This is a genomic window from Streptosporangium roseum DSM 43021, assembly GCF_000024865.1.
Lineage (GTDB): Bacteria > Actinomycetota > Actinomycetes > Streptosporangiales > Streptosporangiaceae > Streptosporangium > Streptosporangium roseum.
This window is the reverse complement of record NC_013595.1, coordinates 9,706,089-9,732,441: the sequence shown is the minus strand read 5'-3', so window position 1 is coordinate 9,732,441 and position 26,353 is coordinate 9,706,089. Positions and strand designations below refer to the sequence as shown.

Below are 26,353 nucleotides of genomic sequence, written 5' to 3'. Positions count from 1 at the left end.
CTAACGGGAGGCGCCGTCGCCGGAGACGGTGATCGGGGAGCGGTGTTCGAGCAGGCCCCAGAGGTCCTCGTCCTCCTCCTGCGGCGGGGGTGCCTCCTCCGAGGAGGCCTCCAGGCCGAGGGCCGACAGGATCATCGGGAAGGACCGCTTGAACTCGCGGGTCCAGTAGGGCCAGGTGTGGGTGCCGTCCTTGTACAGGTGCAGCACGGGCTTGACGCCGTAGAAGCGGAGCTTGGCGACCAGGTCCCTGGCCGTGTAGGCGGAGAGCGGCTCGCTGAGATGGGCGGGGCTCCACGGCGCCCCGGGCGGGTCGAGCTCGCCGAGCCGGCTGGTCGTGCCGCTGGAGATGTAGAGGCTCATCCCGCGCAGGTTCTTGGCCAGGTAAGCGGGGTCGTTGGCCCGCCACACGTTCCGGTTCCTGATCGGGTCTCCCCACATGGCCTTCGGGTCCTCCCGCTCGGCCGCCTGCGCGTTCATGATGAGCTCGGGGATGCCGGGCAGGCGGGTGGACATGACGCCGCTGTAGGAGCCGGCGAAGCGGAACATCCCGGGGTGCCGCGCGGCGTACTTCATCGCGCCGTAGGCGCCCATGGACAGGCCGGCGACCGCCCGGCGGCCACCGGCCCGGTAGCCGCGCTCCAGCAGGCGGCGCAGCTCGTAGGTGTGGAAGGTCTCCCAGCCGGGCGCGCCGCCCTTGCCGCCGTTGTACCAGTCGGTGTAGTTCCCCGCCCGGCCCGCCTCGGGCATCACGATGATCGCGTCCATGTTCTCGGTCATGGCCGCGATGTCCGTCATCCGGGTCCACGCGGTGTAGTTGTCGGCTCCGCCGTGCAGCATGTAGAGCACCGGCCAGGTGCGCTTGGCCTTCTTCGACCAGCCCCGGGGGACCAGCAGCCGGACCGGCAGCATCGCGTTGACCGAGGGCGACGACACCGTGATGTCGACCATGCGCAGGCCGAACCAGCGCTCCTTCACCACCCGCGCGCCGCCGGGCAGCGCGGCCGGCCAGGGGCCGGACGGGCTCTTGCCGGTCGGCGAGCCCGGGGCGGCGTGCGCGGTCGCCGGCAGCCCGACGAGCAGAGCGGTCGCCAGCACCAGCAAGCCACGTCGAGCAGGTCGCATCGTCTTTCCTCCACCCGGCCTGGAGACAGGGGCCGTGGCAGGCGACCTTAAGCCTGGTCATCGGGGTCCGGCTATGAGTGTTCGCAACGAAATGCGAGAGGGGTTTGAGCTGCCCGAACAAATCCCTGGAAAGGGTGGCCGTTATCACGCTCGTGACAAAACGCGCTGGTGGATTGTGGTCTGTCAGGGCTCCCTTATGCGGATTTGTCTCTGTAAGTTTGCCGATCACCTCGGGTGTTCTTGGGAGTCGCCACGTGGACATGTTCGGCGAAGACGAGATCCGCCGCTTTCTCACGGAACGGATCGCGACCCGCTGCCGTCTGCCCCTCGCGGACGTCGATCCCGACCGCCCCCTGGAGGAGTTCGGGCTGTCCTCCCGGGACGCGGTCGCGGTGGCCGGCGAGCTGGAGGTCCTCCTGGGCCGGGAGCTGGGGCCCACGCTGGTCTGGGAGTACCCCACGGTCAACCGTCTCGCCCGGGGCCTCGCCGCCGGTACGGCCGCCGCCCCGGCCGCCGGCCGGACGGCGGACCCCGACGAGCCGATCGCGGTGATCGGCGTCGGATGCCGTCTCCCGGGGTCCGTGCACGGCCCGGAGGACTTCTGGCGGCTGCTCATGGCGGGCGGCGACGCGGTCGGCCAGGTGCCGGAGGGCCGCTGGGCGGCCTTCGACGACGGATCCCCCCGCACCGCCGAGGCACTGGCCGCGACCACCCGGCACGGCGGTTTCCTGGACGACGTGGCCGGGTTCGACGCCGACTTCTTCGGGATCGTCCCGGGCGAGGCCGAGACCATGGACCCGCAGCAGCGGCTGCTGCTGGAGACGGCATGGGAGGCCCTGGAGCACTCCGGTGCCGCCCCCCGGTCGTTGCGCGGCAGCCGTACCGGGGTGTTCGTCGGCATCTCCGGCAACGAATACGCCCACCTCACCACCGCCGACCCGGCGAAGGTGGACGCCTGGACGGCGACGGGGGCGGCATTCAGCATCGCCGCGAACCGGCTGTCCTACCTGCTCGACCTGCGCGGGCCGAGCCTGTCGGTGGACACCGCCTGCTCCTCCTCGCTGGTCGCCACGGATCTCGCCGTCCGGAGCCTGCGCTCGGGCGACAGCGACCTGGCGCTCGCGGCGGGGGTCAACCTGCTGCTCTCCCCGGTGATCACGATGGCGTTCGACCAGGGCGGCGGGACCGCACCCGACGGGCGCTGCAAGAGCTTCGACGCCTCGGCGGACGGGATGGTCAGGGCCGAGGGGTGCGGCGTCGCCGTGCTGAAGCGGCTGGCCGACGCCCAGCGTGACGGCGACCGGATCCTGGCCGTCGTCCGCGCCACCGCGGTGAACCAGGACGGCCGCTCGAACGGGCTGGTCGCGCCGAACCCCGAAGCCCAGGAGGAGCTTCTCCGCACGGCCTACGCCGGTCTGGAGGGCCCCGGCTACATCGAGGCCCACGGCACCGGCACCTTCCTCGGCGACCCCATCGAGGCCCGCGCCATCGACGCCGCGCTCTGCGGCGGCCGTACCACGCCGCTGCTCATCGGCTCCGCCAAGAGCAACCTCGGCCACCTTGAGGCCGCGGCGGGGATCACCGGCCTGATCAAGACCGTCCTCTCCCTCCACCACGGCGTGATCCCGCCCAGCATCCATTTCCGGCGGCCCAACCCGCACATCCCCTGGGACCGCCTCAAGGTCGTCACCGCCCCCACCCCCTGGCCGGACGGCCTGCCCCGGGCGGGGGTCTCCTCCTTCGGTTTCGGCGGCACCAACGCCCACGTCGTCCTGGAGAGCGCCGTGCCCGCGCCCCCGTCCTCCACCGCCGCGGCCGGCCCGTCCACGGAGCGGTACGGCGAGCGGCACGGCGGGGAGGCCGGGCGCGACCGGGCGGGGGCGAAGGTGTTCCTGCTCACGGACGTGTCCGCCGAGCGGGTCCGGGACCATGCCCGGGTGCTCGCGGACTGGGTCGATTCCAGCACCGCGCCCGACACGGCCGCGCCGGAGAGCGTCGCGCTCGTGGACGTCGCCCACACGCTCGCCCGGCGGGCCGGGCGCGGGCGGGCCGGAGCCGCCGTCGTGGCGAGGGACCGCGGGGAACTGCTGGCCGGGCTGCGGGCCGTACAGGCGGGCGGGGGCGTCACCGGGGCGGCCGTGACCGGCGGGCGGGGGCCGGTGTGGGTGTTCTCCGGCTACGGCTCGCAGTGGGCGGGGATGGGGGCCCGGCTCTACGGCGAGGAACCGGTGTTCGCCGCGATGATCGACGAGCTGGACCCGATGTTCGGCGACGAGGCGGGCATCGGGCTGCGGGAGATCGTCGCCGGAGGGCCGGCGGCCGAGGGCGTGGCCACGGTGCAGCCGGTGATCTTCGCGGTGCAGGTGGCGCTGGCCGAGCTCTGGAGGTCGCACGGGGTGCGGCCCGCGGCGGTCGTCGGGCACTCGATGGGGGAGGTCGCGGCGGCCGTGGTCGCGGGCGGCATCGGGCTGCGGGACGCGGTCCGGGTGATCTGCCGCCGGGCCGCGCTGCTCGGGACGCTGGGCGGCGGCGGGGCGATGGCGGTGCTGGAGGTGGCCGCGGACGAGGTCCCCGGGGATCTGCACGTCGCCGTCCACTCCTCGCCGAGGCAGTGCGTCGTCACCGGCGACCCCGGCCGGGTCGAGGCCTTCGCCGCCGAGGTCGAGGCGCGGGGCCTGCTCGCCCGGGTGCTGACCGCCGAGGGCGCCGGGCACTCGCCCCAGGTCAAGCCGCTCCTGCCGAAGCTCCGCGAGGCGCTGGCCGCCATCGCCGGAGGCAAGCCCGAGATCCCGTTCTACTCGACCGTGTTCGACGACCCCCGCGAGGTCCCCACCTTCGAACCCGCCTACTGGGCCGCCGGGGTCCGCCGTCCGGTGCGCCTGCTCACCGCCCTCCAGGCCGCCGCCGAGGACGGCCACACCGTGTTCACCGAGATCAGCCCGCATCCGGTCCTGGCGGCGGCGCTGCGCGACTCCCTCCCCGCGGGCACGGTGATCACCCACTCCCTCCGCAGGGGGCACGACGAGGAGCTGTACCCCCAGCTCGCCGCCACCGTGATCGCCATGCCCTCGCTGGTCACGTCCTCCTCCGGCCGGCTCGTCGACCTTCCCCCCTCGCCCTGGCGGCACGGGCGCCACTGGTTCTCCGCCCCCCGGCGCACCGCCCTCCCGCCCGGCAGCCACCCGCTGCTCGGCGTGCACGTCGAGAGCCCCGCCGGGCACGTGTGGACCACGACCGTCGACGACCTCTCCGACGCCCCCTGGCGCCTGGACCCCTCGGTCTGGCGGCTGCACGGCCTGCCGGTCCTGCCGCTCGCCGCGGTGGCGGCCCTCGCCCAGGCGGCGGCCGCCGAGATCCGGGGCCGGGCCGAGCTGACCGACGTCACCCTGGACGCGCTGCTGCCCCTGCCCGCCACGATCACCACCACCCTCACCCCGTCCGGCGAGGTCGAGATCGACGCCAAGAACGCCGCCGGCGTCTGGATCCGGTACGGCACCGCGACCGTCGCGTCCGGCCCGTCCCCGGCGGAGGCCGTCCCCAGCCCCGCCGAACTGGCCGAGCGGCTGCGGGACCCCTCGGGGGTGCCGGTGGAGATCGGGCGGCTGGGCGCTGACGGCATCCCGGCCGGCCTGCTGACCAGGGACATCCCGGCCACCGCCGTACCGGTTCCGCTGGCGGGCAAGCTCGTGGCCCGCGTGTGGGAGCGGACGCCAGGTGTCGAGGCCCCGCCGGCGGGGAAGGGGTCCGGTCCACGCCCGGTCCGCGGCTGGCTCATCGTGGCCGGTAAGGGGGATCCGCGGGCCGGGCGTCTCGCCTCCGGCCTCGCCGCCGCCGGGCACGACGTCCACCATCTCGACCTGCCCGGCGTGGCCGCCGCCGGGCCGATGCCCTCCCTGGTCCCCGCCCAGCGCTCCGCGCCCCCGCAGGCCGGGCCGGTCGCGGACCCGCCCGCCCCTCCGCCCGCCCTTCCGGCGGTCGACGAGGTCGTGGTGCTGGTCCCCGGCGGCCTGAACCCGGCCGGAGCCGAGACCCTGTTCCTCGCCGTCACCCGGATCGTCCGCGACCTCGCCGGGACCGGGGCGCGCCTGCGGCTCGTCACCCACCGGGCCCAGGCCGTACTGGCGGGAGAGCCGGGCGACCCCGGCGCCGCCGCGCTGCGCGGCCTCGTCCGGGTCCTCGCCTTCGAGCAGGCGGGGCTGCGTGCCTGCCTGATCGACGCGGACGGCCCGGACGCGCTCCTGGCCGAGCTGGCGGCCGACGCGCCGGACGACGAGGTGGCCTGGCGGGACGGCGTCCGCCACACCGCCCGCCTGTCCGCGGTCCCGGACGACGGTGATCGGCGCCGCGCCGGGGAGCGCACGCCGGTGGTACGGCGAGGCGGGGGCTACCTGATCACCGGCGGGTACGGCGGGCTGGGGCTGGTGGTGGCCCGGTGGCTGGCCGAGCGGGGGGCCGGCCGGATCGTGCTCGGCGGCAGGTCGGGGCCGTCGGACGAGGGGGCCGAGACGATCGGTGAACTGCGGGCGCTGGGTGCCGACGTCCAGGTGGTGACCGGCGACCTGGCCGTGCCGGGGGTGGCCAGGGGACTGGTCGACGCGGTCACGGCCGGCGGGATGCCGCTGCGCGGGGTGGTGCACGCGGCGGGCGTGCTGGACGACCACCTCGTCACCGACGTCGGCCCCGAGGACCTGCACCGGGTCTGGTCGGCCAAGGTCCACGGCGGCCTGGAGCTGCACGAGGCGACCAGGGACGCCGGACTCGACTGGTGGGTGGCGTTCTCCTCGGCGGCGGCACTGCTCGGGTCGCCGGGGCAGGCGGCCTACGCCGGGGCGAACGCCTGGCTGGACGCGCTGTGCGACCTCCGCCGGGCCGAGGGGCTGCCCGGGACGGCGATCAACTGGGGCACGTGGGCCGAGGTCGGCGGGGCGGGCCAGGCGGCGCTGCCCGCGGTCTCGCCCCTCACCCCGGGCGAAGGCGTCGAGGCGCTGGAGGCGCTCCTGGCCCGGGGGACGGCCGCCGCGGGCGTGCTGCGGCTGGACGCGGCGGCGGCGGTCGCCGCCTTCCCCGGCATCGCGCGCATGCCGTACTTCGCGGATCTGGCGGGTGCGGTCGCGAGTGGCGGCGAGTGGGCGAGCGCCGGGGCCCTGGCCTCGATGGAGCCCGGCCAGGCCCTGGAGGCGGTGGTCGCCAAGGTCAGGGAGCGGACGGCCGTCGTGCTGGGATTCGAGGTCGCCTGGCTCCGGGAGAGCACGGTGCTCACCGAGGCGGGCCTCGACTCGCTCGCGGCCACCCGGGTGCGCGGCATGATCGAGCACGACTTCGGGGTGGCCGTGCCCACCGCCCTGCTGCTCCAGGGGGCGACGCTCGGGGACGTCGCCCTGGCGGTGGCCGCCGAGCTGGGCATCCACGGCGCCACCGGCGGGACGCGCCCGGTCGAGCCCAGGGACGCGGCGGAACGGCAGGTCGTCGTGGCCCTCACCCGGATCCTCGGGCGCGAGCCGGGGGTCACCGAGGAGATCCCGGCCGACGCCCTGCCCGTCGTGCTGGACGTCCTCGGCCGGGAGGCCGGCCGGGAGCTGTCCGCCGAGGGCACGCTGACCGGGGCCCGGGTCGCCGACCTGCTCCGGGAGATCGACGAGGAGGAGGCCGTCCGGGGCGTCGTCCGCCCGCTGACCCCGGCGGCCCGCGCGTACCTGGCCGCCCGCCGCGCCGCGCCGCCGACCGGCCCGCCCGCCGCGCCGCCGACCGGCGTGCCCCCGCGCGGGGCGCCGGCGACCGGCGCGCCGGTGCCGGAGGGAGGCGGGCAGGTACCGCTGTTCCTGGGACATCCGGCCGGGGGGACCACGGGGGTGTACTCGCTGCTGGCGGGTGCGCTGGGAGCGGACCGGGTGGTGTTCGGGCTGGAGCGGCTGGACGACGTCGGGGCCGCCGGCGCGGAGGCGGGGGTGAGCGAGCGGGCCGCCCGGTACGTGGCCGAGATCAGGAAGGTGCAGCCGGCGGGGCCGTACCGGGTCGGGGGATGGTCCTTCGGGGGGATCCTGGCGTTCGAGATCGCGCGGCAGCTCGGCGCGGAGAACGTGGAGCTGGTGGCGATGATCGACTCAGGTCTGCCGGACGAGGTGGCGGCGGCGGAGCGGGCGGAGATCGCGGCGAGGAGGTACGCGGACTTCGCCGCCTACCTCGCCCGGACCTACGGGGTGCGCGTCCGGCTGGCCCACGACGAGCTCGCGGGCCTGAGCGAGGCCGCCCAGCTCGCGCTGGTGGAGACGCGCGTCGCCGAGTCGGGGGTGCTGGACCTGCTGGGGGAGGCCATCCTCCGGCACCAGATCACCTCGCACGAGGACACCCGGGCCATCGAGGGTTACCGGGCCGGGACCTACGAGGGCCGCGTGGTGCTCTACCGCTCCACGGACCCGACCCCCTGGGCGGTGGAAGACATCCGATACGCCCACACCGACGACCCCACAAGGGGATTCGGCCCGTTCAGCCCGGAGCTGGAGATCGTCACCATCGCCGGGTCGCACCATCTCAACCTGCTCGACCCGCCCCACGTCGAAGTCATCGCCGCTCACCTTGGAGGCCAGCTATGACACTCGCACAGGCCGTCGTCGACGGTGCCGATCCCGAGGAGCTCGCGCGCCTGGAGGTCCCCACGACCTTCCGGGCCGCCCACACCCGCAAGAACGAGGTCGGCATGTTCGGCCGGAGGCCGCACGGCGTCGACGACGTCGACAAGGACATCACCAAGTCCATCCACGTGGACGACGTGCCGATGCCGGAGCTCGCCCCGGACGAGGTGCTGGTCGCGATCATGGCGAGCGCCATCAACTTCAACACCGTGTGGACGGCCATGTTCGAGCCGATCCCCACGTTCGCGTTCCTGGAGCGGTTCGGGCGCGAGGATCCCCGCCACGACCAGAACTTCCACGTGCTCGGCTCGGACGCCTCCGGGGTGATCGTCCGGATGGGCGCCGCCGTACGGCACTGGAAGATCGGCGACAGGGTCGTCGTCTCACCCGCCTACGTGGACGAGCAGGATCCGATCACCCACGCCGACTCCATGCTCGGCGCCGACCTGCGCGCCTGGGGGTTCGAGACCAACTACGGCGGGCTGGCCGAGTTCGCGGTGGTCAGGGCCACCCAGCTGCTGCCCAAGCCCAAGCACCTGACCTGGGAGGAGGCCGCCTGCAACATGCTGTGCGCCTCCACCGCCTACCGGATGCTGGTCAGCGAGCGCGGCTCCCGGATGAAGCAGGGAGACGTGGTGCTGATCTGGGGCGCGACCGGCGGGCTCGGCGCGTACGCCGTGCAGCTGGTGAAGAACGGCGGCGGCATCCCGGTGGGCGTGGTCAGCTCCGAGGAGAAGGCCGCCCTGCTCCGCCGGATGGGCTGCGAGCACGTCGTGGACCGCTCGCAGTTCGAGCACCTCAACGACGAGAAGGCCTGGCGCAGGCTCGGCGCGGAGGTCCGCCGCCAGGTCGGGGAGGACCCGCACATCGTCTTCGAGCACACCGGCAAGGAGACCTTCGGGGCGTCCGTCTACGTCGCGCGGCGTGGCGGCTCGGTCGTCACCTGCGGATCGTCCAGCGGCTACGCCCACGAGTACGACAACCGGCACCTGTGGATGAAGCTCAAGCGGATCGTCGGCTCCCACGGAGCGAACTACCAGGAATGCCACGAGGTCAACCGGCTGCTCGCGCTGGGCACGCTGCAGCCCACCCTGTCCACGGTCTACCCCCTCGACCAGACCGGCGACGCCGCCCGTGCCGTACAGCTCAACAAGCATGTCGGCAAGGTCGGCGTGCTGGGTCTGGCTCCCGCAGAGGATCTCGGCGTCGAGGACCGGGCGCTCAGGGAGCGCATCGGCGAGGACCGGATCAGGCTGTTCCGGAGCTGACGGACTGCCTGGCGCGCAGGACGATCTCCAGCTCGAACCGGATGTCCGGGTCGCTGAGCTGGTCGCCGTAGAGCTCCTCAAGCTGGCGCAGCCGGTAGCGCACGGTCTGCGGGTGCACGTGGAGCCGGGCGGCGACCTCGCCGGCGCCCCGGCCGTGCCGCAACCACGCCAGCAACGTCTCGGCCAGCCGGTCCTGCTGGCTGGGACGCAGGTGGGCCAGGGGCGCCAGCCGTACCTCGGTGAGGGCGCTGACCAGCTCCTCGTCCTTGAACACGATCAGAGTGGCCATGTGGTCGGAACAGCGGAGCACGCCGCGCTCCTCGGTGAGCACACCGCGCCGGTGCAGGTCCAGCGCCTCGCGGGCCCAGCGCAGCGAGGTCGCGGCGGCGGCCAGCGGTACGGCGGGCCCGACGGCCGCCTTCCAGCCGCGCAGCCCGGCCTCCAGGGTCTGGGCCTGGCCGGGGCCGTTGGGGTCGGGGACGATCAGGCAGGGACCGGGCCGGTCGAGGCCGGACAGCACGTCCGGCGGGAGCGAGGGGGCGCGGTAGCCCCGGGAGTGCTCGTCTAGGGCGACCCCGGCCACGGTCTTGGGCAGCCGCCATCCGGCGGTCTTGGCCAGGTCGGCGATCGCGTCGGGGGAGGCGGCCGGCTGGCTCAGCAGCAGGTCCATCAGCCGGCGGCGGCGGCGCTCGATCTCTCCGGCCGCGCGGGCCCTGGCCTCGTCGAAGCCCTCGGCGGCCGCGTCGGCGAGCTGGTCGAGATAGACGAAGATGGCCTCGCCGAGGTCGTAGAGGTGCTGCGGGGTGAGGCCGAGACGCTCGGACTGCTCGGTCAGCCGCCGCCAGGCCACCCGGGCGCCCAGCCGCATCGCGGTCTGCAGGGGGTCGAGGTTGCGGCCCTCGTTGGCCTCGCCGCGCCCGATGGTGCGGAACACGTCGGGCTCCCACGGCGTGCTGGGGTTCTCGATCCGGTCGACGAACTGGCGAAGGGCCTCGTCCACGGCGAGCCGGATGGCCCTGATGTAGATCTCGTCGGAAGGCCGGGAGTATTCGGGGATCCGTACCGTGATTTCCTTGATCACCTGATCGGCGACCTCGGACAGGCCCGGTCTCAGCAGCCTGGCCACTTCCGCCGGAGCCGATCTCCATAACCGCTGGTCGGACAGCTCGTGAGATCTTCTCTTCCGGTCGCCGAACCCAGTGACAACGAGCCTGGAATCTTCTTTTATCGTCATAGACCCTCCCGTCGGAGTGCGCCTCACATTCTGATCTCATTGACACTTTGAGCAAGTAGCAAACGCTTGTTCTTGTCTCAAATGCAACATGTGGGGCATCCGACGGGAGGGGCCGGGTTATTTGAGGTAGCCGCCGAACTCCTCCAGGGAGATCAGCCCGTCGCCGTCCAGGTCGATCCTGGCGATGGCGGCCTCGGCTGCCTCGGGGGTGATCGGCTGGCCGAGCACCTCCATCAGCCGCGTCATCTCGGTGGCCGAGATCAGGCCGTCACCGTCGACGTCGATAATCTTGAAAGTCGTCGCGTAGTCGTCCGCCACGAGCGCATCCGCCTTCCGGCAGCAGGGAATCAGACGCCAAGCACACTAGCGGGAGGCCGCCCTTCCGAGGAGGGCGCCCTCGGCGCCGGAGGCGTATCCCTGATGCCGGTGCGATCCCGGGCCGGCCGCGGCCGGCCCCCCATTTCCGGCGGGACTCCGCTCGCCTTCTTCCGCGTTCCGCGGGAATCCCGCCTCCTGCGGATCTTCCGGGGGGAATACCGCTCTCCGCGGTGCCCGGCTCCCCGCCTTTCACCGCGACGGCCTCGTCCGGCGGGAGCGGTCCCGCCTGGCCCGCGGACGCCGGGTGACCTCCTGCCGGACGCCCTCCGCCGCACGATCCGGACGGGCCTTCTGCCGGGGCGGGTCCGTGAAGGTCCCGGATCCGGAAGCGCCGGGATCCGGTGTCGGTGTTGCGCGAACATAAGGTGTTTGATGCGGCTATTTACGTGCTAAGCGTATTGGCTTTTATTTGACGATTTGCATTGGCGGACGGCAAAGAAACGCGCGTTTCTCGTCAGGCGCATCAACTGGATTCGAAGGGCATTGTTTCCGGTTGTCCCGGGCCGGTTCAAAAGTATTCTCTCCGGGTTTTCGGTGGATGGAGCGGGAGAGAGAAGACGGTGTGTCTACCCTTATGAAACGCATCCTCGCCGGCGGCGCGCTCGCCGGGGCCGTTCTCGTTCAGATGCCTGCTCCGGCCGGTGCCGGCGTGGCGCCGGCCTGGCCGGCGAACGAGGTGTACGCCCACCAAGAGACAAACAACCCCTACTGCGCCAATTCGGTTGAACTTCCCATTGTAGTGAGTTCTTCCTATCCCCTCTGCACCTCTCTCGTCGGTTTCTGGGAGAATCGCGCCCCCGCCATTCCGCAGTTCAACCAGGGCGGCCCCGCGAAGCCGACCGCAGGCCCGGCTGGGCAGAGCTACATCCCGCTGTGCAAGTGGCTCCATCTGCCGCAGTCCCTCTGTGCGGTTCCGCCGGGTCCCGCCGGCCCGCGTGGACCTGAAGGCCCCGCCGGTCCGCCCGGACCCGAAGGTCCCGCCGGTCCGCGCGGCCTGACCGGAGCGCGAGGCCCTGAGGGTCCTGCTGGTCCTGAGGGTCCTGCTGGTCCTGAGGGTCCTGCTGGTCCGGAGGGTCCTGCTGGTCCTGAGGGTCCTGCTGGTCCGGAGGGTCCTGCTGGTCCTGAGGGTCCTGCTGGTCCGGAGGGTCCTGCTGGTCCTGAGGGTCCTGCTGGTCCGGAGGGTCCTGCTGGTCCGGAGGGTCCTGCTGGTCCTGAGGGTCCTGCTGGTCCTGAAGGCCCCGCTGGTCCGGAGGGTCCTGCTGGTCCTGAAGGCCCCGCTGGTCCTGAAGGCCCCGCTGGTCCGGAGGGTCCTGCTGGTCCTGAAGGCCCCGCTGGTCCGGAGGGTCCTGCCGGTCCTGAAGGCCCCGCTGGTCCCGAGGGTCCTGCCGGTCCTGAAGGCCCCGCTGGTCCCGAGGGTCCTGAGGGCCCCGAAGGTTTCGAGGGGCCGCAGGGCCCCACTGGGCCGGAAGGTCCGCAGGGTCCTGCCGGTCCTGAGGGGCCGCAGGGTCCGGAAGGTCCGCAGGGTCCTGAGGGTCCTGAGGGGCCGCAGGGTCCGGAAGGGCCGCAGGGTCCTCCCGGGTCGTCCACCGAAGCAGCAGAAGAAGTGGTGCGTGTGCCGGTAGGCCGGCCCGTCGTCGTCGGGGTCTTCCCGACCCTCCGGCCCATCCCGACCTTCCACGCCATTCCCACCTTCCACTCCTTCTCGGCCTTCCAGTCCGCTCCGGCCTGCGTGACCTGGTGCTTCTGATCACTGCCAGGGCGAGGTGATCCGGCCTCACCGGCCCGGTGACGGAGTCCGGTGAGTCCGGTGAGATCGCGAAGGCCGGGAGACGGTCGGTGCGGTTGATCGGGACGCGGGTAGTACAGGCGTCCAGCATGTGGAACAGGAAAGGTGCGGGCCATCACCGGCCCGCACCTTTCCTTTCGGTTCCGCCCGATTCCCTAAGCCCCTTAAGGCCCTTAGGGCCAGTCCTTCGGACCGGCTCAGACCACGGCGCCCGATCCCTCGCGGACCCTGGAAGCGCGCTTGCGCGGGGGCTGCGGCGGCGGTGCGGAGCCACGCTTCTCGAACTCGATCGCCAGCGGCGCCGCGACCAGCGCCGATGACAGCGTGCCGACGACGATGCCGATCAGCAGCGCCACCGCGAAGTCGGTCAGCGAGTCACCGCCGAGCACGGCCAGCGCGGCCAGGATGAACAGCGCGCCCAGACCGGTGTTCACCGTACGGGGCACGGTCTGCAGGATCGCGGTCTCGGCCACCTCCGCGAACGGAGTCCTGGGCCGCATCCCCCACAGCTCGCGGACACGGTCGAAGACCACGACCTTGTCGTTGACCGAATAGCCGATCACGGTGAGCATCGCGGCCAGGAAGACCCCGTCCACCGGCTTGCCCAGCCACGCGAACGCGCCGACCACGATGGCCGAGTCCACCACCAGGGCCAGCACCGTCGCCAGCCCGAACGTCCAGCGGAAGCGGAAGGCCAGGTAGACGAGCTGCGCGGCGAGCGCGACGGCCAGCGCGATCAGCGCGTTGCGGCGCAGCTCGTCACCGAGGCTCGGGCCGATGAGCTCGTCGCGCTCCTTGGTGATCTGCCCGGCACCGCTCTCCAGCGCCGCCTCGATCCTCGCCAGGTCGGCGGCGCCGATCTGGCCGGTCCGTACGGAGATGTCCGCGTCCGATGCCTGCACCACCGCGTTCGGGAACCCGGCTTCGCCGACCAGCTCGCGGGCGGCGTCGGCGGTGATCGGGACGCTGGTGGAGTACTCCACCAGCCGGCCGCCGGTGAACTCCACCCCGAAGTTCACCCCCCGCACCGCCACCCCGGCCACCGCCACGACCACCAGAACGCCGGTGACCACGAAGTACACCGTACGGTGGCGCATCAGGCCGGGCTTGCGCGCGTTCAGCCAGGTCCGGACGCGCCCGATGTCGGCCAGGCCGGTCAGCGCCGGCCGCCGCGCCACCGGCCGCCTCGTCACCGCCCACTCGGCCAGCACCCGGGTGATGACCATCGCGGTGACCAGCGAGGCGATCACGCCGATGCTCAACGTGACGCCGAAGCCGCGCACCGGGCCCGAGGCCAGGAAGAACAGCAGCCCCGCCGCGAGCAGGGTGGTGATGTTGGAGTCGGCCACCGCGCTCCAGGCGTTACGGAAGCCCTTCTCCAGCGCGGGCCGGAGCCTCGGCCCGACGGCGTACTCCTCCCGGGCGCGCTCGAAGACCAGCACGTTGGCGTCCACCGCCATGCCGATCGCGAGCACGAAGCCCGCCAGACCCGGCAGGGTGAGCGTGGCGCCGAGCGCCACCAGCGCCGCGTAGGAGATGAGCGCGTAGCAGGCCAGGGCGATGGTGGCGAGGAACCCCACCAGCCGGTAGATCACCACGATGAACAGCGCGGTGAGCAGCACGCCGATGACGGCCGCCTGGGCGCTGGAGGCGATCGCGGCCGCGCCGAGCGTCGGGCCGACGGTCCGCTGCTCGATGATCTCGACGGGGACCGGCAGCGAGCCGCCCTTGATCAGCGCGGCCAGGTCTCCGGCCTCCTCGGCGGTGAAGGAGCCGGTGATCTGGGTGGAGCTGCCAGGCAGGCCCACGTTGCAGGCCACGCCCTCGTTGACCTGGGGCGAGACGACGACCTTGGAGTCGAGCACGATGGCGACCCGCCGTTTCGGGTCGCCCGCCGGGTTGCACGCGGCCTCGCCGGTCAGCCCGGCCCACGCCTTGCGGCCCCCGTCACGCAGGTCCACGGTGACGTACCAGCCGCTGCCCTGCTGGGGATCGGTCCCGGCCTGGGCGTCCTCGACCCCGTCGCCGGTGAGCCGGGCCGGGCCGACGAGCAGCTTGACGCCGTCCTCGTCGGGGATGATCTGCTCTCCCTCCTTCGGCTTGGTCGTCGCGTCCGCCAGGGCGATGACGGGGTGGAAGGTGAGCTGGGCGGTCTTGCCGATGACCTCGGCGGCCTTGGTCGGGTCCTGCAGGCCGGGCAGTTCCACGATGATGCGCCGCTCGCCGGAGCGGGCCAGCGGCGCGTCCGCCACGCCCAGGGCGTCGGCCCGGCGGCGCAGCACCTCAAGGGTGCGGTCGGTGGCCTCGGCGTCGGCCTTGACGGTCGGGGAATCCCTCGTCTCCAGGACGATCTGGGTGCCGCCGCGCAGGTCGAGACCGAGGCGCGGCGTCATTGTCAACGCGATGAACAGGGAGAGGGCGATGACGGCGAACGCCGTCACCGCGCGCACCACGGGGGCACGCGACATGGAAGCCTCCACAGGCTGGGGAAAGTTTTCCGGGTACGGCGAAGCACCCGTAGCGGCCTGGGGGCCGCTGCGAGGTGCTTCAGACGCCTGTGGAGGGGGGCGCCCGGCCGGGCCTGACCAGCAGGGCCGCGAGCGGGCGTGGGTCGTCGTCACCGGCCGGACGCGAGTCGAAGCCCGGGGTGAGGGACAGGTGCCGGTCGTCCGGCGGCCTGGCCGCGGACGGGTGACCGCCCCCGGTGCCGGTCCCGACGGAACCCCCGGTGAAGGCGTGCTGCTCTCCGCCGACGTGAACCTGGCGGGACAGGGGCTGATGCTCCCCGGTGACGGCGGCGACGGCCGTGTGTCCCAGGAGGGCGGTGGCGCCGCCCGCGTTGAGGCCGCCGGAGACGAGCAGCGGGAGGAGGAGGGCGAGCAGCCAGCCGAAGGACGCGCCGCGCCTCGACTGCCGCATGTTCTCCTCCAGGGGTCCGGTCCCACCGTAGCCCTTCCGGCACGGGTGCGGCATATGCCGGCATGACACGGCAGGCGCCCGTCTGCCGGTAAACGGCCCGTGCGCGGGTAGGGCGTCGGCATGCGACTGACCTACACAGCTGACCTGTGGTGGAAGAACGCGGTTGTCTACTGCCTGGACGTCGAGACCTACAAGGACGGCAACGGCGACGGCATCGGGGACTTCCGCGGGCTCACCCAGCAGATCGACCACCTGGACCGGCTCGGGGTGACCTGCATCTGGCTGATGCCGTTCTTCCCGACGCCCAACCGTGACGACGGCTACGACATCACCGACTTCTACTCCGTCGACCCCCGGCTGGGCACCCTCGGCGACTTCGTGGAGTTCATGCGCACCGCCAGGGACCGGGGCATCCGGGTGATCGCCGACTTGGTGGTCAACCACACCTCCGACGAGCACCCCTGGTTCAAGGAGGCGCGCTCCAGCCGGGACTCCGCCAAGCGGGACTGGTACATCTGGAAGGACGACCCCGACCCCGTCGACCCCAAGGACCTCGTCTTCCCTGACAAGGAGGACAGCATCTGGGAACTGGACGAGAAGACGGGCCAGTACTACCTGCACAGCTTCTACCGCTTCCAGCCCGACCTGAACGTGGCGAACCCCGAGGTCCGCGACGAGATCGCGCGCGTCCTCGGATTCTGGATGGAGTTGGGGCTGTCCGGCTTCCGGGTGGACGCGGTGCCGTTCCTGATCGAGGGCATCGGCCCCGATCCGCACGAGTTCCTCGCCGACCTGCGCGCCTTCATGAACCGCCGCGACGGCACCTCGATCCTGCTGGGCGAGGTCAACCTGCCCTATCCGGACCTGATGGAGTACTTCGGCGACGGCAACGGCGACCAGGTCACCATGTGCTTCGACTTCATCGGCATGCAGCGGTTCCACCTGTCGATGGCCCGGCAGAACCCGCAGGCGCTCGCCGAGTCCCTCCGCGAGCGCCCCGCCCCGCCCGACGACTCCCACTGGGCCACCTTCGTCCGCAACCACGACGAGCTGACCCTGGACAAGCTCACCGAAGCCGAGAAGCACGAGGTCTTCGACGCTTTCGGCCCGGACAAGGACATGCAGGTCTACGACCGGGGCCTGCGCCGCCGCCTGCCCCCGATGCTCGGCGGAGACCAGCGCCGTCTCAAGTTGGCCTACAGCGTCCTGTTCTCCCTGCCGGGCACGCCGGTGCTCTTCTACGGAGAGGAGATCGGTCTCGGTGAGAACCTTGAGGCCGAGGGACGGATGGCGGTCCGGATCCCGATGCAGTGGTCCCGCTCCGGCGGCTTCTCACCCGACCCGAAGACCGCCGTGCCGACCCCTGAAGGTGAGTACGGCCCGCGGCACGTCAACGTGGACGACCAGCGCCGCGACCCCGACTCGATGCTCAAATGGATCACCATGCTGGTCGAGCGCTACCGGGAGTCGCCGGAGCTCGCCTGGGGCCGGTACGAGGTGCTGGACGCCGGGGACGAGGCCGTACTGGCCCACCGGGCCGATGCCGAGGGCGGCACCGTGATCGCCGTCCACAACTTCGCCGATCGGGAGGCGGAGGTGGAGCTCGTGCTGCGCGATCTCGACCACTGCGAGGTGCTGACCGACCTGCTGGTGGACGGCACCCTCGATCTGCCCTCCGACGGCCGGGTGAAGTTCGCCCTTGAGCCGTACGGCACCCGCTGGCTGCGCGCGGCCGTCCCCGACGCGCCCCTGGGGAACAGCTCGGCCAAGAGCCACTAGTTCCTGAGCGGGACGTGAGGAGGCCCTCCTCCGTCACGTCCCGCAGGCGGGCACGGACCTCCCGCCGGTCAGGCGGTCACGGACCTCCCGCCGGTCAGGCGGTCACGGACCTCCCGCCGGTCAGGCGGTCGCGTCCCTCTCCGCCTGCCGCGGGCTCTCCGCCTCCCCCGGCCAGGCGAGCATGGCCAGGTCGGCGACGCGTTCCAGGTCCTCGCGGCCGATGCCGTCGCGGGCCTGGACGGACATGCCCTGGATGACGCTCGCGTAGAACACGGCGAGGGCGCCGGTGTCGGTGCCGGACGGCAGCAGGCCCGCGGCCACGTCCCCGTCGACACGCGCCTTGATCGCCGCCTTGGCGTCCTCCCGGAGCCCGCGCATCGCCTCCTGGACGTCGGCCGACTCCGGGCCGCAGTTGACCGCAGCACTGATGATCATGCAGCCCGGCGGGTGCTCCGGGTCGCTGTATTCGGCCGCGGTCTCGCGGAGCAGCCGGGCGATCGCGGCCCTGCCCGTCGGTTCCTCGGCCAGTGCGCGTGTCGAGAAAGTGCCGCGGGTGTGCCGGTACCGCTCGACCACCGTGGCGAACAGCCGCCGTTTGTCGCCGAAGGCGGCGTAGAGGCTGGGCGGGCGGATGCCCATCGCCGCGGTCAGTGAGGCGATCGAGGTCGCCTCGTATCCGTGGCGCCAGAACTCCAGCAGGGCGCTTTCCAGCGCGGTGTCCCGGTCGAAGCTCCGCTGTCTGCTCACACGGACCATTGTATAGCGATCGCTACAGAATACTGCTACGGTCTCTTTCTGTAGCGATCGCTACAGAAAGAGATGGAGGTCGGCGTGAAGACCGCTTCGGTCGTCTCCCCGCCCACCTGCCCGCTTGTCCGGTCCCGGCGCGGTCTTCCGTGCCGGCCCGCCGCCACCGGCGGCTTTCGAACCCCGAAGAGGTTGCCATGCCCACTGTCTCCGTCTCGGCCACCCCCGTCCACTACGACGTCGCGGGGGAGGGGCCGGAGCTCGTGCTCGTCCACGGCACCGGCGGCGACTCGCTGACGAACTTCGGCCACCTCGTCGGCGGGTTCGCCGACCGGCACACAGTGATCACACCCGACTACGCCGGCAGCGGCGGCACCCCGCTGCCCGAGGGCGAGCTCACCCTGGACCTGCTCGTCGACCAGGTCGCCGCCACTTTCGACGGCCCCGCCGACCTCGTGGGGTTCTCGCTCGGCGCGGTCGTGGCGGCGGCGGTGGCCGCCAAGCATCCCGAGCGGATCCGCAGCCTGGTCCTCGTCGCCGGGTGGGCGCACGGCGACGACGACCCTCGGCTCCGGCTCGGCCTGTCCTTCTGGGCGAAGTCGCTGGAGAGTGGTGACTTCGCCGGGGCCGCCTCTCTGCTGGCCTTCAGCCCGGCCTTCATGCGGGGGTGGGGTGAGGAGGGACTGGCCCAGGTCCTCGCGGCCGAGCCTCCGGCGGGAACCGCCCGGCAGATCGCCCTCGACCTGAAGGTCGACATCCGGGACCGGCTCCCGCTGATCACCGCGCCCACCCTGGTCATCGGCAACGCCCAGGACTACCTGGTCCCGGTCGAGCACTCGCGGGAGCTGCACCGCCTGATCCCGGGCAGCCGCTACGCCGAGCTCGACAGCGGCCACGTGGTGGTGCTGGAGCGGCCCGCCGAGCTGACCGGGCTGATCAGGGAGTTCATCGGAACCCTCTGATCACGGCCCCGGGGAGGAGGTCACCCCTCTTCGGAGCCCAGCTCGGTGAAGAGTGTGAGCTGGAGCCCGGCCGGGCCTTCGAGGCGGGAGTTGAGGGAGTTCCACGGGGTCCGGACAGGCTCGGCGATCACCTTGGCCCCGGCTCCGGCGAGCTTGGCGGTGGTGGCGGGCGAGTCGTCCACCTCGAAGGCCACCCGGATGTGCCCGGCCACCCGCTGCCCCACCTCGACCCGGTCGATGAACTCGGCCTGCCCCGGGTCGGCGATCTCCAGCGTGGCCCGGCCCGCCTCCAGGATCGTCACCCGGCCGTCGGGGGAGGCAAAGGCGGCCCGCTCGGGAAGGCCGAGCACGTCGCGGTAGAACCGCAGTGCTTCGTCGTAGTCGGCGGCGGTGACGACCAGGCGCAGTTCACGGACGGTCATGACGGCTCCTCAAGCGATCACGGATGCTGTGCAGGGCACAGCGCGATCACCACATCCGACATTCCCGGCATGGCATCTCATCGTTGACGCACCACGGCCGTCAGGCCCGGGGCGTGTCGCCTCTGTCGCCGGTGGACCACGGCCCGTCGTGGCGCGGGCGCCGCCGGAGCGGGCCGTACGGCGGGCGGGATCACGGCCGATGGGGCCGGTCGTGGCGCGGATCCCTCCGGGTCTTGAGCTTGTCGAGCTGCTGGATCAGGTCCTCGCGGACCTCGGTCAGCGCACTGGAAAGCTCGGGCTCGGTCGAGGTGGCGACCAGCGGCTCGACGCCGGCGAGCCGGCATTCGAGGGTCACCTTCTGCTCGGCCCGGCCCCGGTTCTTGATGCTCAGCCGCAGATCCACCGAGTCGGGAGGATGGGAGCGCAGCCGTTTCCCCAGGGCGGTGAACCGTTCGACGATCTCAGGGCGTTCGTCCTCGGTGAAGCCCGTGCCGAGCGTGAGCCGCTCGCTCAGGACGTCCGCCTGCTCGTCACCCGTGTCTGCCATCGCCCGCACTCCTTCCGTCAAATGTAGTCATAACATTACATTCAGCGACCAAGGTGGCTCTGGCTGGCATCGGGCCGGTCATCCTCGGATGATGCGGCGCGCCGTGCCGGCAGGGCGGGTGGTCGTGACGCCGGCGAAAAGACAGGGGTGGCCCCTGACTTTCGTCAGTATCGACCGCTGGAAACGGGTCAGTACGGTCCGATCATGACCAGAATCGCCCATGGGGTCCTAGCCACTCTGCTTGCCGCCGCGCTGCCGATCGGCGCGGTGACCACGACGTTCGCTGTGCCCGCGGCTGCCGAAAGATCCGCGTCCGTCGCCGAAACCCGGCTCGCGCTGCCCGGCCCGACGGGTCCGAACGCGGTGGGCCGCGACACGCTGCATCTCGTCGACAAGGATCGCCGGGACCCGTGGGTGCCCAAGGCGGGTGCGCGGGAGCTGATGGTGTCGATGTTCTACCCGGCCCACCGGGGATCGGGCCGAGCCGCGTCCTACATGAGCACCGAGGAGGCCCGGCTCCTGCTCAAGTTCCAGAAGCTGGACAGAGCGATCCCCGCGAAGCAGGTGAGCGCCACCCGCACGAACGCGCGCACCGACGCCCGGCCCGCCGCCGGCAAGTATCCGATGGTCGTGTTGTCTCCCGGTTTCACGCTGCCGCGCGCCACCCTCACCTCGGTCGCCGAGGACCTGGCCAGCAGGGGATACGTCGTCGCGGCGGTCGACCATGCCTACGAGTCGTCCGGTACGGCCTTCCCCGGCGGGCGGATGACCACCTGCGTCGCCTGTGAACGGGTCGAGGACGACGACCCGGGCATCGGCGCAGTCGCCAAGGGCCGCGCCAAGGACGTGTCGTTCGTACTCGACGAGCTGACCGGCCGCCATCCGGCCTGGAAGCACGCCAAGATGATCGATCGCAACCGGATCGGCATGGCAGGGCACTCCATCGGCGGCAACAGCGCCGCGCAGACGATGGCGACCGACCGCCGTGTGCGGGCCGGGGTGAACATGGACGGCACGTTCTTCGTCCCCGTGCCCGCCTCCGGTCTGAACGGCCGCCCCTTCATGATGCTCGGTACCGATTCCCTGCATCGACCGGGTGGCGAGGACAAGTCCTGGGCCCGGGACTGGGCGCGCTTGGACGGCTGGAAGCGCTGGCTGACCGTGGCTGATTCGGGGCACTTCACCTTCGTCGATCTGCCGGTGCTCGGCGGCCAGCTCGGCTTGTCCACCCCCGAGGCGCCGCTGTCCGGGAAGCGCTCGGGAGAGATCACGCGTGCCTATGTCGGCGCCTTCTTCGACCTGCACCTGCGAGGTGTCCCGCAGCCCTTGCTCGACGGGCCTTCGACGGCCAATCCCGAGGTCAGGTTCCAGAATCCCTGACCGCGTTCATCCCCGGAAGGCCCGGCCCCGTCGGCCGGGCCTTCCGGGGGCGCGGCGCAGGGGTGGGCGGTGGGCCCAGGTGGCCCACCGCCAGAGCCATTCCAGTGGGCCCTGGCGGTAGCGGCGCAGCCAGAGCGTGGACACCAGCCATTGAAGGACGAGGACGGCTCCCGCGAGCAGGACCACCGTCGCCGATGACCAGCCGTCCGGCGAGCCGCCGATGACATGGGCGGCCACCAGGACGAGGAGCGTGGCGGACAGGTAGTTGGTCAGCGCCATCCGGCCCAGCGGCGCGAAAACCCCCTGCAGCGCCGGCCGGAGCGGCGTTCTGAGCAGGAGCAGCAGGACGCACACGTAGACGCCCGCGATCAGCATCCCCGCGAGGGCGAACCAGAAGCTGAAGGTCGCGTCGCCGATCTGTGTTTCGATCTGCAGCCACAGGGCGGGCACCGCCCCCGCCGTGAAGACCAGGCCGAGTGCGGCCGGAACGCGGACGGAGCGCTCTATCCGGTCGATCACGCCGTACCGGGTCAGCGCCGAGCCCAGCAGGAACAGCCCGGGTACCAGTGACAGACCGTTGCTGCCGAGGCTCAGCGGCGTCGCGATGAGGACGGCGGCGAGCCCCGCGACGACCCGGCGCGGCAGCCAGGTCGAGGGCAGCAGCACCAGTAGGCCGACGACGGCATAGATGGTCAGGATGTCGCCCCGCCACAGCAGGAACATGTGAGCCAGGCCCAGGGCGAGCAGGACCAGGAGTCGGCGCAGCAGGAGCAGCCGCGGGCGGAGGACGTGGCGGCCCGCGGAGTCCAGCAGCAGCGAGAAACCGACGCCGAACAGGAAGGAGAAGATCGGGAAGAAGCGCTGGTCGACGAGCAGGCCCAGCCAGGCGCCGTCCTGAGCAGCCGCTACAGACTGTGTAACCGGTGTGGTGTCGCCCATGTGGGCGATCGGCTTGACGTTGGCGAGCAGGATTCCACACAGGGCGAACCCGCGCAGCACGTCGAGCGCGGCGACACGCGGCCGGCCGGAGGAAGTCGTCGTGGGTTGCCCGAGCCCCGTGGCCTCCGGCGTCGGGGGGCGCGTTTCATGTGACATGGAGCCTCATCCTGCGACCCGCGACCCACTCCTCACATCGACGGAAAGCAGGGAAGAGAACAGTACTTTCGGCCGGTACAGGCCGGCGGGGTCCCTCTCCTAGCCTGGACGCCGTGCCTGTTCCCGATCGGCTCAAGATGGCGGCTGACGCCGGGCTCGGCGTCGTGTTCGCGGCGGCCGTGGCCTTCCAGGCGCACCGGGTCGCCGACAGCTGGGGTGCCGGCTACTGGCTGTTCGGCGCGGCCGTCGGCGCGTCCGTGTGCGTGCTCGCCCTGCTGCGCCGCCGCACCCCGCTGTGGACGGCGGTCGCGGGCCTGACCGTGGTGGCGCTCGCCGTCCTCGCCACCCGCCTCGTCCACCTGCCGGCCGAACCCGGCCCCGCCACGTCCCTGGGGCTGGCGGTGCTCGTCGGCTCCGCGGTCAGGACGCTGCCCGCCCGCACGGCCTGCGTCGTGGCCGCCGCGGGGCCGGCCGTGGCGGCGGGCGGCCTCCTCGCCAACCCCGGCTCGGCGGTGCCGGTGCTGAGCGGTCTGGCCTGGCTCGGCGCCCTGGTGATCGGGCTCGGCCTCCGGCTGCTCGCCGCCCGCCGCCGCACCGTCGCCGAGCGGGTACGGCGTGCCGAGCGCCTTGAGCTGGCCAGGGAACTGCACGACGTCGTCGCCCACCACATCACCAGCATCGTGCTCCAGGCCCAGGCCGCCCAGCTCGTCACCGCCAAGCACCCGGAGAAGACGGCCGGATCCCTCGCCGACATCGAAACCGCGGGTTCCGAGGCCCTGGCCGCCACCCGCCGCGTGGTCGGCCTCCTGCGCGACGCCGTCCCCGCCTCCGCCGGCTGCGAACGGCTGGAGGAGCTGATCGAGGGCTTCCCCGGACCGCGGGCGCACCTGCGGCTGGCCGCCGAGCCGTCCGGCTGGCCGCCAGAGGTGAGCGGCACCGTGTACCGGATCGTGCGGGAGGGGCTGACCAACGTCTCCCGGCACGCCCCGCATGCCCGCGCGGTCACCATCGGTATCACCCAGCACGAGAAGGCCGTCACGGTCGAGGTCGAAGATGACGCCCCGCGGATGTCCGCCCGCCGCTACCGCCGCGCCGGGTACGGCCTCATCGGGATGCGCGAACGCCTCGAAGCCCTCGGCGGCACCCTGAGCGCCGGCCCCCGCCCCGGATCCGGCTGGTCCGTCCGCGCCACCATCCCCACCGGCGAACACCGATGACACCGCCTGCGCCCGCCGGGAAGCGCCGATGCCGAATGATGCCGCCCGTGCCCGTCAGGGAGTGACGATGACCATCCGGGTGCTGCTGGCCGACGACCAGGCGATGATCCGGGCCAGCCTGCGGATCATTCTCGAGGACCAGCCCGACATCACCGTGGTCGCCGAGGCGGGCGACGGTGTCGAAGCGATCGAGCAGGCCCGCAGGACGCGCCCGGACGTGTGCCTGGTGGACATCCAGATGCCCCGCCTCGACGGGATCGAGGTCGCCCGCGCGCTGGCCGACGCCCCACCCAGGGTGGTCATGGTGACCACGTTCGACCTGGACGAGTACGTCTACGGCGCGCTGCGCTGCGGCGCGGCCGGATTCGTACTGAAGGACGCGGGGCCGATCCTGCTGGTCGAGGCCGTGCGGGCCGCATACTCGGGGGACGCGCTCATCTCGCCGACGATCACGCTGCGGTTGCTGCGCCACCTCGCCGATCGCGGAGCCCGGGCCAAGGCCCGCATGCCCGCCCAGCCCCTGACCGCGCGGGAGACCGAGATCGTCCAGGCGATCGCCAGGGGACGCACCAACCAGGAGATCGCCGACGAGCTGTTCATCTCGCTGAGCACGGTCAAGGGGTACGTGTCGGGAATCATGGCCAAGCTCGGCGTACGCAGCCGGGTCAAGATCGTGGCCTGGGCCTGGGAGAGCCGCATGACGGGCACGGGATAACGGCCGGCGACATCAGGGTCGAGCATCGGACGTATGACGTGAGGTGCCCCCGAATCCTCCGTTTTCACGTTGCGTAGCTGTGGTCGAAATGAGGGAGAACGAGTGCGGCTTTGATGATGTCGCCGGTTCTGCCAGGTGGCCTCCGGGGATCCCCGGGCCGTCACTCCTGGTCGTCGAGGAGTCCCGCGTCGTGGACCAGCAGCGCGATCTGGACGCGGTTGTTGAGGCCCAGCTTGGTGAGGATGCCGGAGACGTGGGTCTTGACCGTGGGGACGCTGAGGTGGAGCACGGCGCCGATCTCGGCGTTGGACCTGCCCTGGCCGAGGGCCACGGCGACCTCGCGTTCGCGGGCGTTCAGCAGTGCCAGGCGGTCCCCGGCCCGGGTGCGACGCCGGTCGTGGCCGGAGTCGGCGACCCGGGCGATGAGGCGCCGGGTGACCACCGGGGACAGTACGGGATAGCCCCGGGCCACCTGGCGCACCGCGGTCACGATCTCGTCGGGCGGGGTGTCCTTGAGGAGGAACCCGGCGGCTCCGGCGCGCAGGGCGCGCAGGACGTGGTCGTCGGCGTCGAAGGTGGTCAGCACGATGACCTCCGGCGCCCCCGGGCGGGCGCGCAGGACCTCGGTGGCGGCCAGCCCGTCCATCACGGGCATCCGGATGTCCATCAGGACCACGTCGGGGGCGTGCCGATCGACCAGGGGCAGCACCTGGGTGCCGTCACCGGCCTGGGCGACCACGCGGATGTCGGGAGCGCCGCCCAGCATCATCACCAGGCCGGCGCGGACCAGCGGGTCGTCGTCGACGATGAGCACGCCCACCGTCCACGGCTCTGATGCGGTCATGGCGGCCAGGGTAGCCAGGCCGCCAGCCGCCAGCCACCCGCGGCGGTGGCCCCGTGCTCCAGGCGCCCGTCGGCCAGGGCGACGCGTTCGGCGAGGCCGACGAGGCCCTGACCGGGCCGCGCGTCGTGTGCGGGTACGGCGGCGGCGCCGGGGGCAAGCACGGGCGCGGCGACCTCGGGCACGGGCATGGCGGTGTCGGGCACGGTGGCGTCGTGTGCGGGCGTGCTGGTGGGTGCAGGCGTGGAGGCGGCGGGTGCGGTGTTGCACACCTCGACGGTCACCCCTCGGCCCGGTGCCCCAGCCACGCGCACGCGCACCTCGGACCCGGGGGCGTGCTTGCGGGCGTTGGTCAGGGCTTCCTGCACGATCCGGTAGGCGGTGCGGCCGACCCGGTCGGGGACGGCCCCGGTGAGCTCCTCGCTCAGGTCCACCCGCATCCCGGCCCGTACCGACTCAGCGGCGAGCTGCCGGACGTCGGCGAGGGTGGGCTGGGGCAGCTCGCCGACCGGGGCGCGGAGAACGCCGATGACCTCGCGCAGGTCCTGCAACGCCTGGTGGGCGCTCTCCCGGATCACCTTGGCGGCGCGGGCGACGTCCTCGGCGGGGGCGTCCGGGTGGTACTCCAGCGCGCCGGCGTGCACGCTCAGCAACGACAGCCGGTGGCCGAGCACGTCGTGGATCTCCCGGGCGATCCGCTCGCGGGTGTGGAGCTGCGCCTGCTCGGCACGGAGGTGGGCCTCGATCTCGGCACGGGCCGCGCGGTCACGCAGCGACAGCACGAGCCGGCGCCGGTGATGGATGGACAGGCCCCAGCCGACCGCGGCGCCCTGGACCGTGACGCCCAGCAGCAACAGCAGGACGCCGGGCGTGCCGGGCTCGGGACGGAGCACGACGTATCCGAGCGCGGCGAGCAGGCTCAGCGCGAAGACGGCCGCCGTGGTCCGGGGAGAACGGTGCACCGCGACCGTGAACAGCGCCACCAGCATCGCGCCGGCCACCAGCTCGGAGAACGCCGACAGGGCGACCAGCGTCAGGGCGAGCTCGACCGGCCGGCTGCGGCGCAGCCACAGCGCGGCGCAGCCCAGCGCGCCGGTGAGCTGGTCGAGCCCGAACAGCCAGCTCGGTCCCGGCAGCGGTGGCGCTTCCAGGCGCGTGGCGGACATCAGGACCCCGTAGGCCGCCGCGAGCAGGAACAGGCCGATGTCCACCGCCCAGTCGCGGAGGCCGCGCCGGGGGGCGGTCGCGGATCCGTTCATCTCCGCAGAGCCTATGCCGTGCCGGAGAGGCCGCACCTGTCGTGAGCGGCGGG

The 26,353-nt window shown here is 72.4% G+C and carries 19 protein-coding genes; 8 read left to right on the top strand and 11 right to left on the bottom strand.

The annotated features are described in order from the left end of the window. Complete coding sequence (locus SROS_RS42565; protein ID WP_012895177.1) at positions 1 to 1,122, bottom strand: alpha/beta hydrolase; 1,122 nt, start codon at positions 1,120 to 1,122, stop codon at positions 1 to 3. Between the two features lie 260 nt (positions 1,123 to 1,382). Between SROS_RS42565 and SROS_RS42560 the strand changes: the two genes are divergently transcribed. Both SROS_RS42560 and ccrA read left to right on the top strand, forming a co-directional pair. Continuing rightward, entirely contained in the window at positions 1,383 to 7,712 is a 6,330-nt protein-coding gene (locus SROS_RS42560) for a type I polyketide synthase (protein ID WP_043658144.1), read from the top strand. Then, positions 7,709 to 9,019 (top strand): crotonyl-CoA carboxylase/reductase, encoded by a 1,311-nt coding sequence (gene ccrA, locus SROS_RS42555; protein WP_012895175.1) that lies wholly within the window; start codon positions 7,709 to 7,711, stop codon positions 9,017 to 9,019. Before SROS_RS42560 ends, ccrA begins: the two co-directional genes overlap by 4 nt. Here the strand turns inward: ccrA and SROS_RS42550 are convergent. Beyond that, the gene (locus tag SROS_RS42550) at positions 9,000 to 10,145 is read right to left on the bottom strand and encodes a PucR family transcriptional regulator (RefSeq protein WP_245564487.1); all 1,146 of its coding nucleotides are present in this window, start codon (positions 10,143 to 10,145) and stop codon (positions 9,000 to 9,002) included. The genes ccrA and SROS_RS42550 overlap by 20 nt on opposite strands. 225 nt (positions 10,146 to 10,370) lie before the next feature. Continuing rightward, positions 10,371 to 10,571, bottom strand: coding sequence for an EF-hand domain-containing protein (locus tag SROS_RS42545; RefSeq protein WP_031168267.1), 201 nt, complete (start codon positions 10,569 to 10,571; stop codon positions 10,371 to 10,373). A 1,666-nt stretch (positions 10,572 to 12,237) separates the two neighbouring features. On the opposite strand from SROS_RS42545, the gene SROS_RS52505 reads away from it, so the two are divergent. After that, entirely contained in the window at positions 12,238 to 12,378 is a 141-nt protein-coding gene (locus SROS_RS52505) for a hypothetical protein (RefSeq protein ID WP_218919774.1), read from the top strand. A 236-nt stretch (positions 12,379 to 12,614) separates the two neighbouring features. On the opposite strand, the gene secD is transcribed toward SROS_RS52505, so the two are convergent. Then, on the bottom strand, positions 12,615 to 14,885 hold the full coding sequence (gene secD / locus SROS_RS42535; RefSeq protein WP_012895172.1) for a protein translocase subunit SecD: 2,271 nt from the start codon (positions 14,883 to 14,885) through the stop codon (positions 12,615 to 12,617). 79 nt (positions 14,886 to 14,964) lie between these two features. Next, entirely contained in the window at positions 14,965 to 15,336 is a 372-nt protein-coding gene (locus SROS_RS42530) for a hypothetical protein (RefSeq protein WP_012895171.1), read from the bottom strand. 120 nt (positions 15,337 to 15,456) lie between these two features. Here SROS_RS42530 and SROS_RS42525 point away from each other — a divergent pair, with 120 nt between their 5' ends. After that, the gene (locus SROS_RS42525) at positions 15,457 to 17,115 is read left to right on the top strand and encodes an alpha-amylase family protein (RefSeq protein WP_012895170.1); all 1,659 of its coding nucleotides are present in this window, start codon (positions 15,457 to 15,459) and stop codon (positions 17,113 to 17,115) included. Positions 17,116 to 17,235: 120 nt separating this feature from the next. Here the strand turns inward: SROS_RS42525 and SROS_RS42520 are convergent, their stop codons facing one another. Continuing rightward, positions 17,236 to 17,871, bottom strand: a complete 636-nt coding sequence (locus SROS_RS42520; RefSeq protein ID WP_012895169.1) for a TetR/AcrR family transcriptional regulator — start codon at positions 17,869 to 17,871, stop codon at positions 17,236 to 17,238. Positions 17,872 to 18,059: 188 nt separating this feature from the next. Between SROS_RS42520 and SROS_RS42515 the strand changes: the two genes are divergently transcribed. Continuing rightward, the gene (locus tag SROS_RS42515; protein WP_012895168.1) at positions 18,060 to 18,824 is read left to right on the top strand and encodes an alpha/beta fold hydrolase; all 765 of its coding nucleotides are present in this window, start codon (positions 18,060 to 18,062) and stop codon (positions 18,822 to 18,824) included. A 20-nt stretch (positions 18,825 to 18,844) separates the two neighbouring features. Here the strand turns inward: SROS_RS42515 and SROS_RS42510 are convergent, their stop codons facing one another. After that, positions 18,845 to 19,246 carry a VOC family protein gene (locus SROS_RS42510; RefSeq protein WP_012895167.1) on the bottom strand — a complete coding sequence of 134 codons (402 nt, stop codon included), beginning with the start codon at positions 19,244 to 19,246 and terminating at the stop codon, positions 18,845 to 18,847. A gap of 190 nt (positions 19,247 to 19,436) precedes the next feature. After that, a complete protein-coding gene (locus tag SROS_RS42505) occupies positions 19,437 to 19,793 on the bottom strand; it encodes a hypothetical protein (RefSeq protein WP_012895166.1) in 357 nt (118 codons plus the stop codon). A 204-nt stretch (positions 19,794 to 19,997) separates the two neighbouring features. Here SROS_RS42505 and SROS_RS42500 point away from each other — a divergent pair, with 204 nt between their 5' ends. Beyond that, a complete protein-coding gene (locus tag SROS_RS42500) occupies positions 19,998 to 21,173 on the top strand; it encodes an alpha/beta hydrolase family protein (protein WP_012895165.1) in 1,176 nt (391 codons plus the stop codon). 6 nt (positions 21,174 to 21,179) lie between these two features. Here SROS_RS42500 and SROS_RS42495 read toward each other — a convergent pair whose 3' ends face one another. Next, positions 21,180 to 22,268, bottom strand: a complete 1,089-nt coding sequence (locus SROS_RS42495; RefSeq protein WP_012895164.1) for a DUF418 domain-containing protein — start codon at positions 22,266 to 22,268, stop codon at positions 21,180 to 21,182. Positions 22,269 to 22,381: 113 nt separating this feature from the next. Here SROS_RS42495 and SROS_RS42490 point away from each other — a divergent pair, with 113 nt between their 5' ends. After that, a complete protein-coding gene (locus SROS_RS42490) occupies positions 22,382 to 23,485 on the top strand; it encodes a sensor histidine kinase (protein WP_245564486.1) in 1,104 nt (367 codons plus the stop codon). 67 nt (positions 23,486 to 23,552) lie between these two features. Continuing rightward, the gene (locus tag SROS_RS42485; protein ID WP_012895162.1) at positions 23,553 to 24,200 is read left to right on the top strand and encodes a response regulator; all 648 of its coding nucleotides are present in this window, start codon (positions 23,553 to 23,555) and stop codon (positions 24,198 to 24,200) included. Positions 24,201 to 24,360: 160 nt separating this feature from the next. On the opposite strand, the gene SROS_RS42480 is transcribed toward SROS_RS42485, so the two are convergent. Both SROS_RS42480 and SROS_RS42475 read right to left on the bottom strand, forming a co-directional pair. After that, the gene (locus SROS_RS42480) at positions 24,361 to 25,044 is read right to left on the bottom strand and encodes a response regulator (protein WP_012895161.1); all 684 of its coding nucleotides are present in this window, start codon (positions 25,042 to 25,044) and stop codon (positions 24,361 to 24,363) included. Beyond that, positions 25,041 to 26,300, bottom strand: a complete 1,260-nt coding sequence (locus SROS_RS42475; protein ID WP_012895160.1) for a sensor histidine kinase — start codon at positions 26,298 to 26,300, stop codon at positions 25,041 to 25,043. The genes SROS_RS42480 and SROS_RS42475 overlap by 4 nt, the downstream gene beginning before the upstream one ends. Positions 26,301 to 26,353: the final 53 nt, after the last annotated feature.

Coding starts and splice junctions, on each gene's coding strand:
- SROS_RS42525 (WP_012895170.1), top strand. CDS start 15,457: ATGCGACTGACCTACACAGCTGACCTGTGGTGGAAGAACGCGGTTGTC.
- secD (WP_012895172.1), bottom strand. CDS start 14,885: ATGTCGCGTGCCCCCGTGGTGCGCGCGGTGACGGCGTTCGCCGTCATC.
- SROS_RS42530 (WP_012895171.1), bottom strand. CDS start 15,336: ATGCGGCAGTCGAGGCGCGGCGCGTCCTTCGGCTGGCTGCTCGCCCTC.
- SROS_RS42520 (WP_012895169.1), bottom strand. CDS start 17,871: ATGGTCCGTGTGAGCAGACAGCGGAGCTTCGACCGGGACACCGCGCTG.
- SROS_RS42560 (WP_043658144.1), top strand. CDS start 1,383: ATGTTCGGCGAAGACGAGATCCGCCGCTTTCTCACGGAACGGATCGCG.
- SROS_RS42495 (WP_012895164.1), bottom strand. CDS start 22,268: ATGTCACATGAAACGCGCCCCCCGACGCCGGAGGCCACGGGGCTCGGG.
- SROS_RS42480 (WP_012895161.1), bottom strand. CDS start 25,044: ATGACCGCATCAGAGCCGTGGACGGTGGGCGTGCTCATCGTCGACGAC.
- SROS_RS42510 (WP_012895167.1), bottom strand. CDS start 19,246: ATGACCGTCCGTGAACTGCGCCTGGTCGTCACCGCCGCCGACTACGAC.
- SROS_RS42475 (WP_012895160.1), bottom strand. CDS start 26,300: ATGAACGGATCCGCGACCGCCCCCCGGCGCGGCCTCCGCGACTGGGCG.
- ccrA (WP_012895175.1), top strand. CDS start 7,709: ATGACACTCGCACAGGCCGTCGTCGACGGTGCCGATCCCGAGGAGCTC.
- SROS_RS42485 (WP_012895162.1), top strand. CDS start 23,553: ATGACCATCCGGGTGCTGCTGGCCGACGACCAGGCGATGATCCGGGCC.
- SROS_RS42505 (WP_012895166.1), bottom strand. CDS start 19,793: ATGGCAGACACGGGTGACGAGCAGGCGGACGTCCTGAGCGAGCGGCTC.
- SROS_RS42500 (WP_012895165.1), top strand. CDS start 19,998: ATGACCAGAATCGCCCATGGGGTCCTAGCCACTCTGCTTGCCGCCGCG.
- SROS_RS42515 (WP_012895168.1), top strand. CDS start 18,060: ATGCCCACTGTCTCCGTCTCGGCCACCCCCGTCCACTACGACGTCGCG.
- SROS_RS42565 (WP_012895177.1), bottom strand. CDS start 1,122: ATGCGACCTGCTCGACGTGGCTTGCTGGTGCTGGCGACCGCTCTGCTC.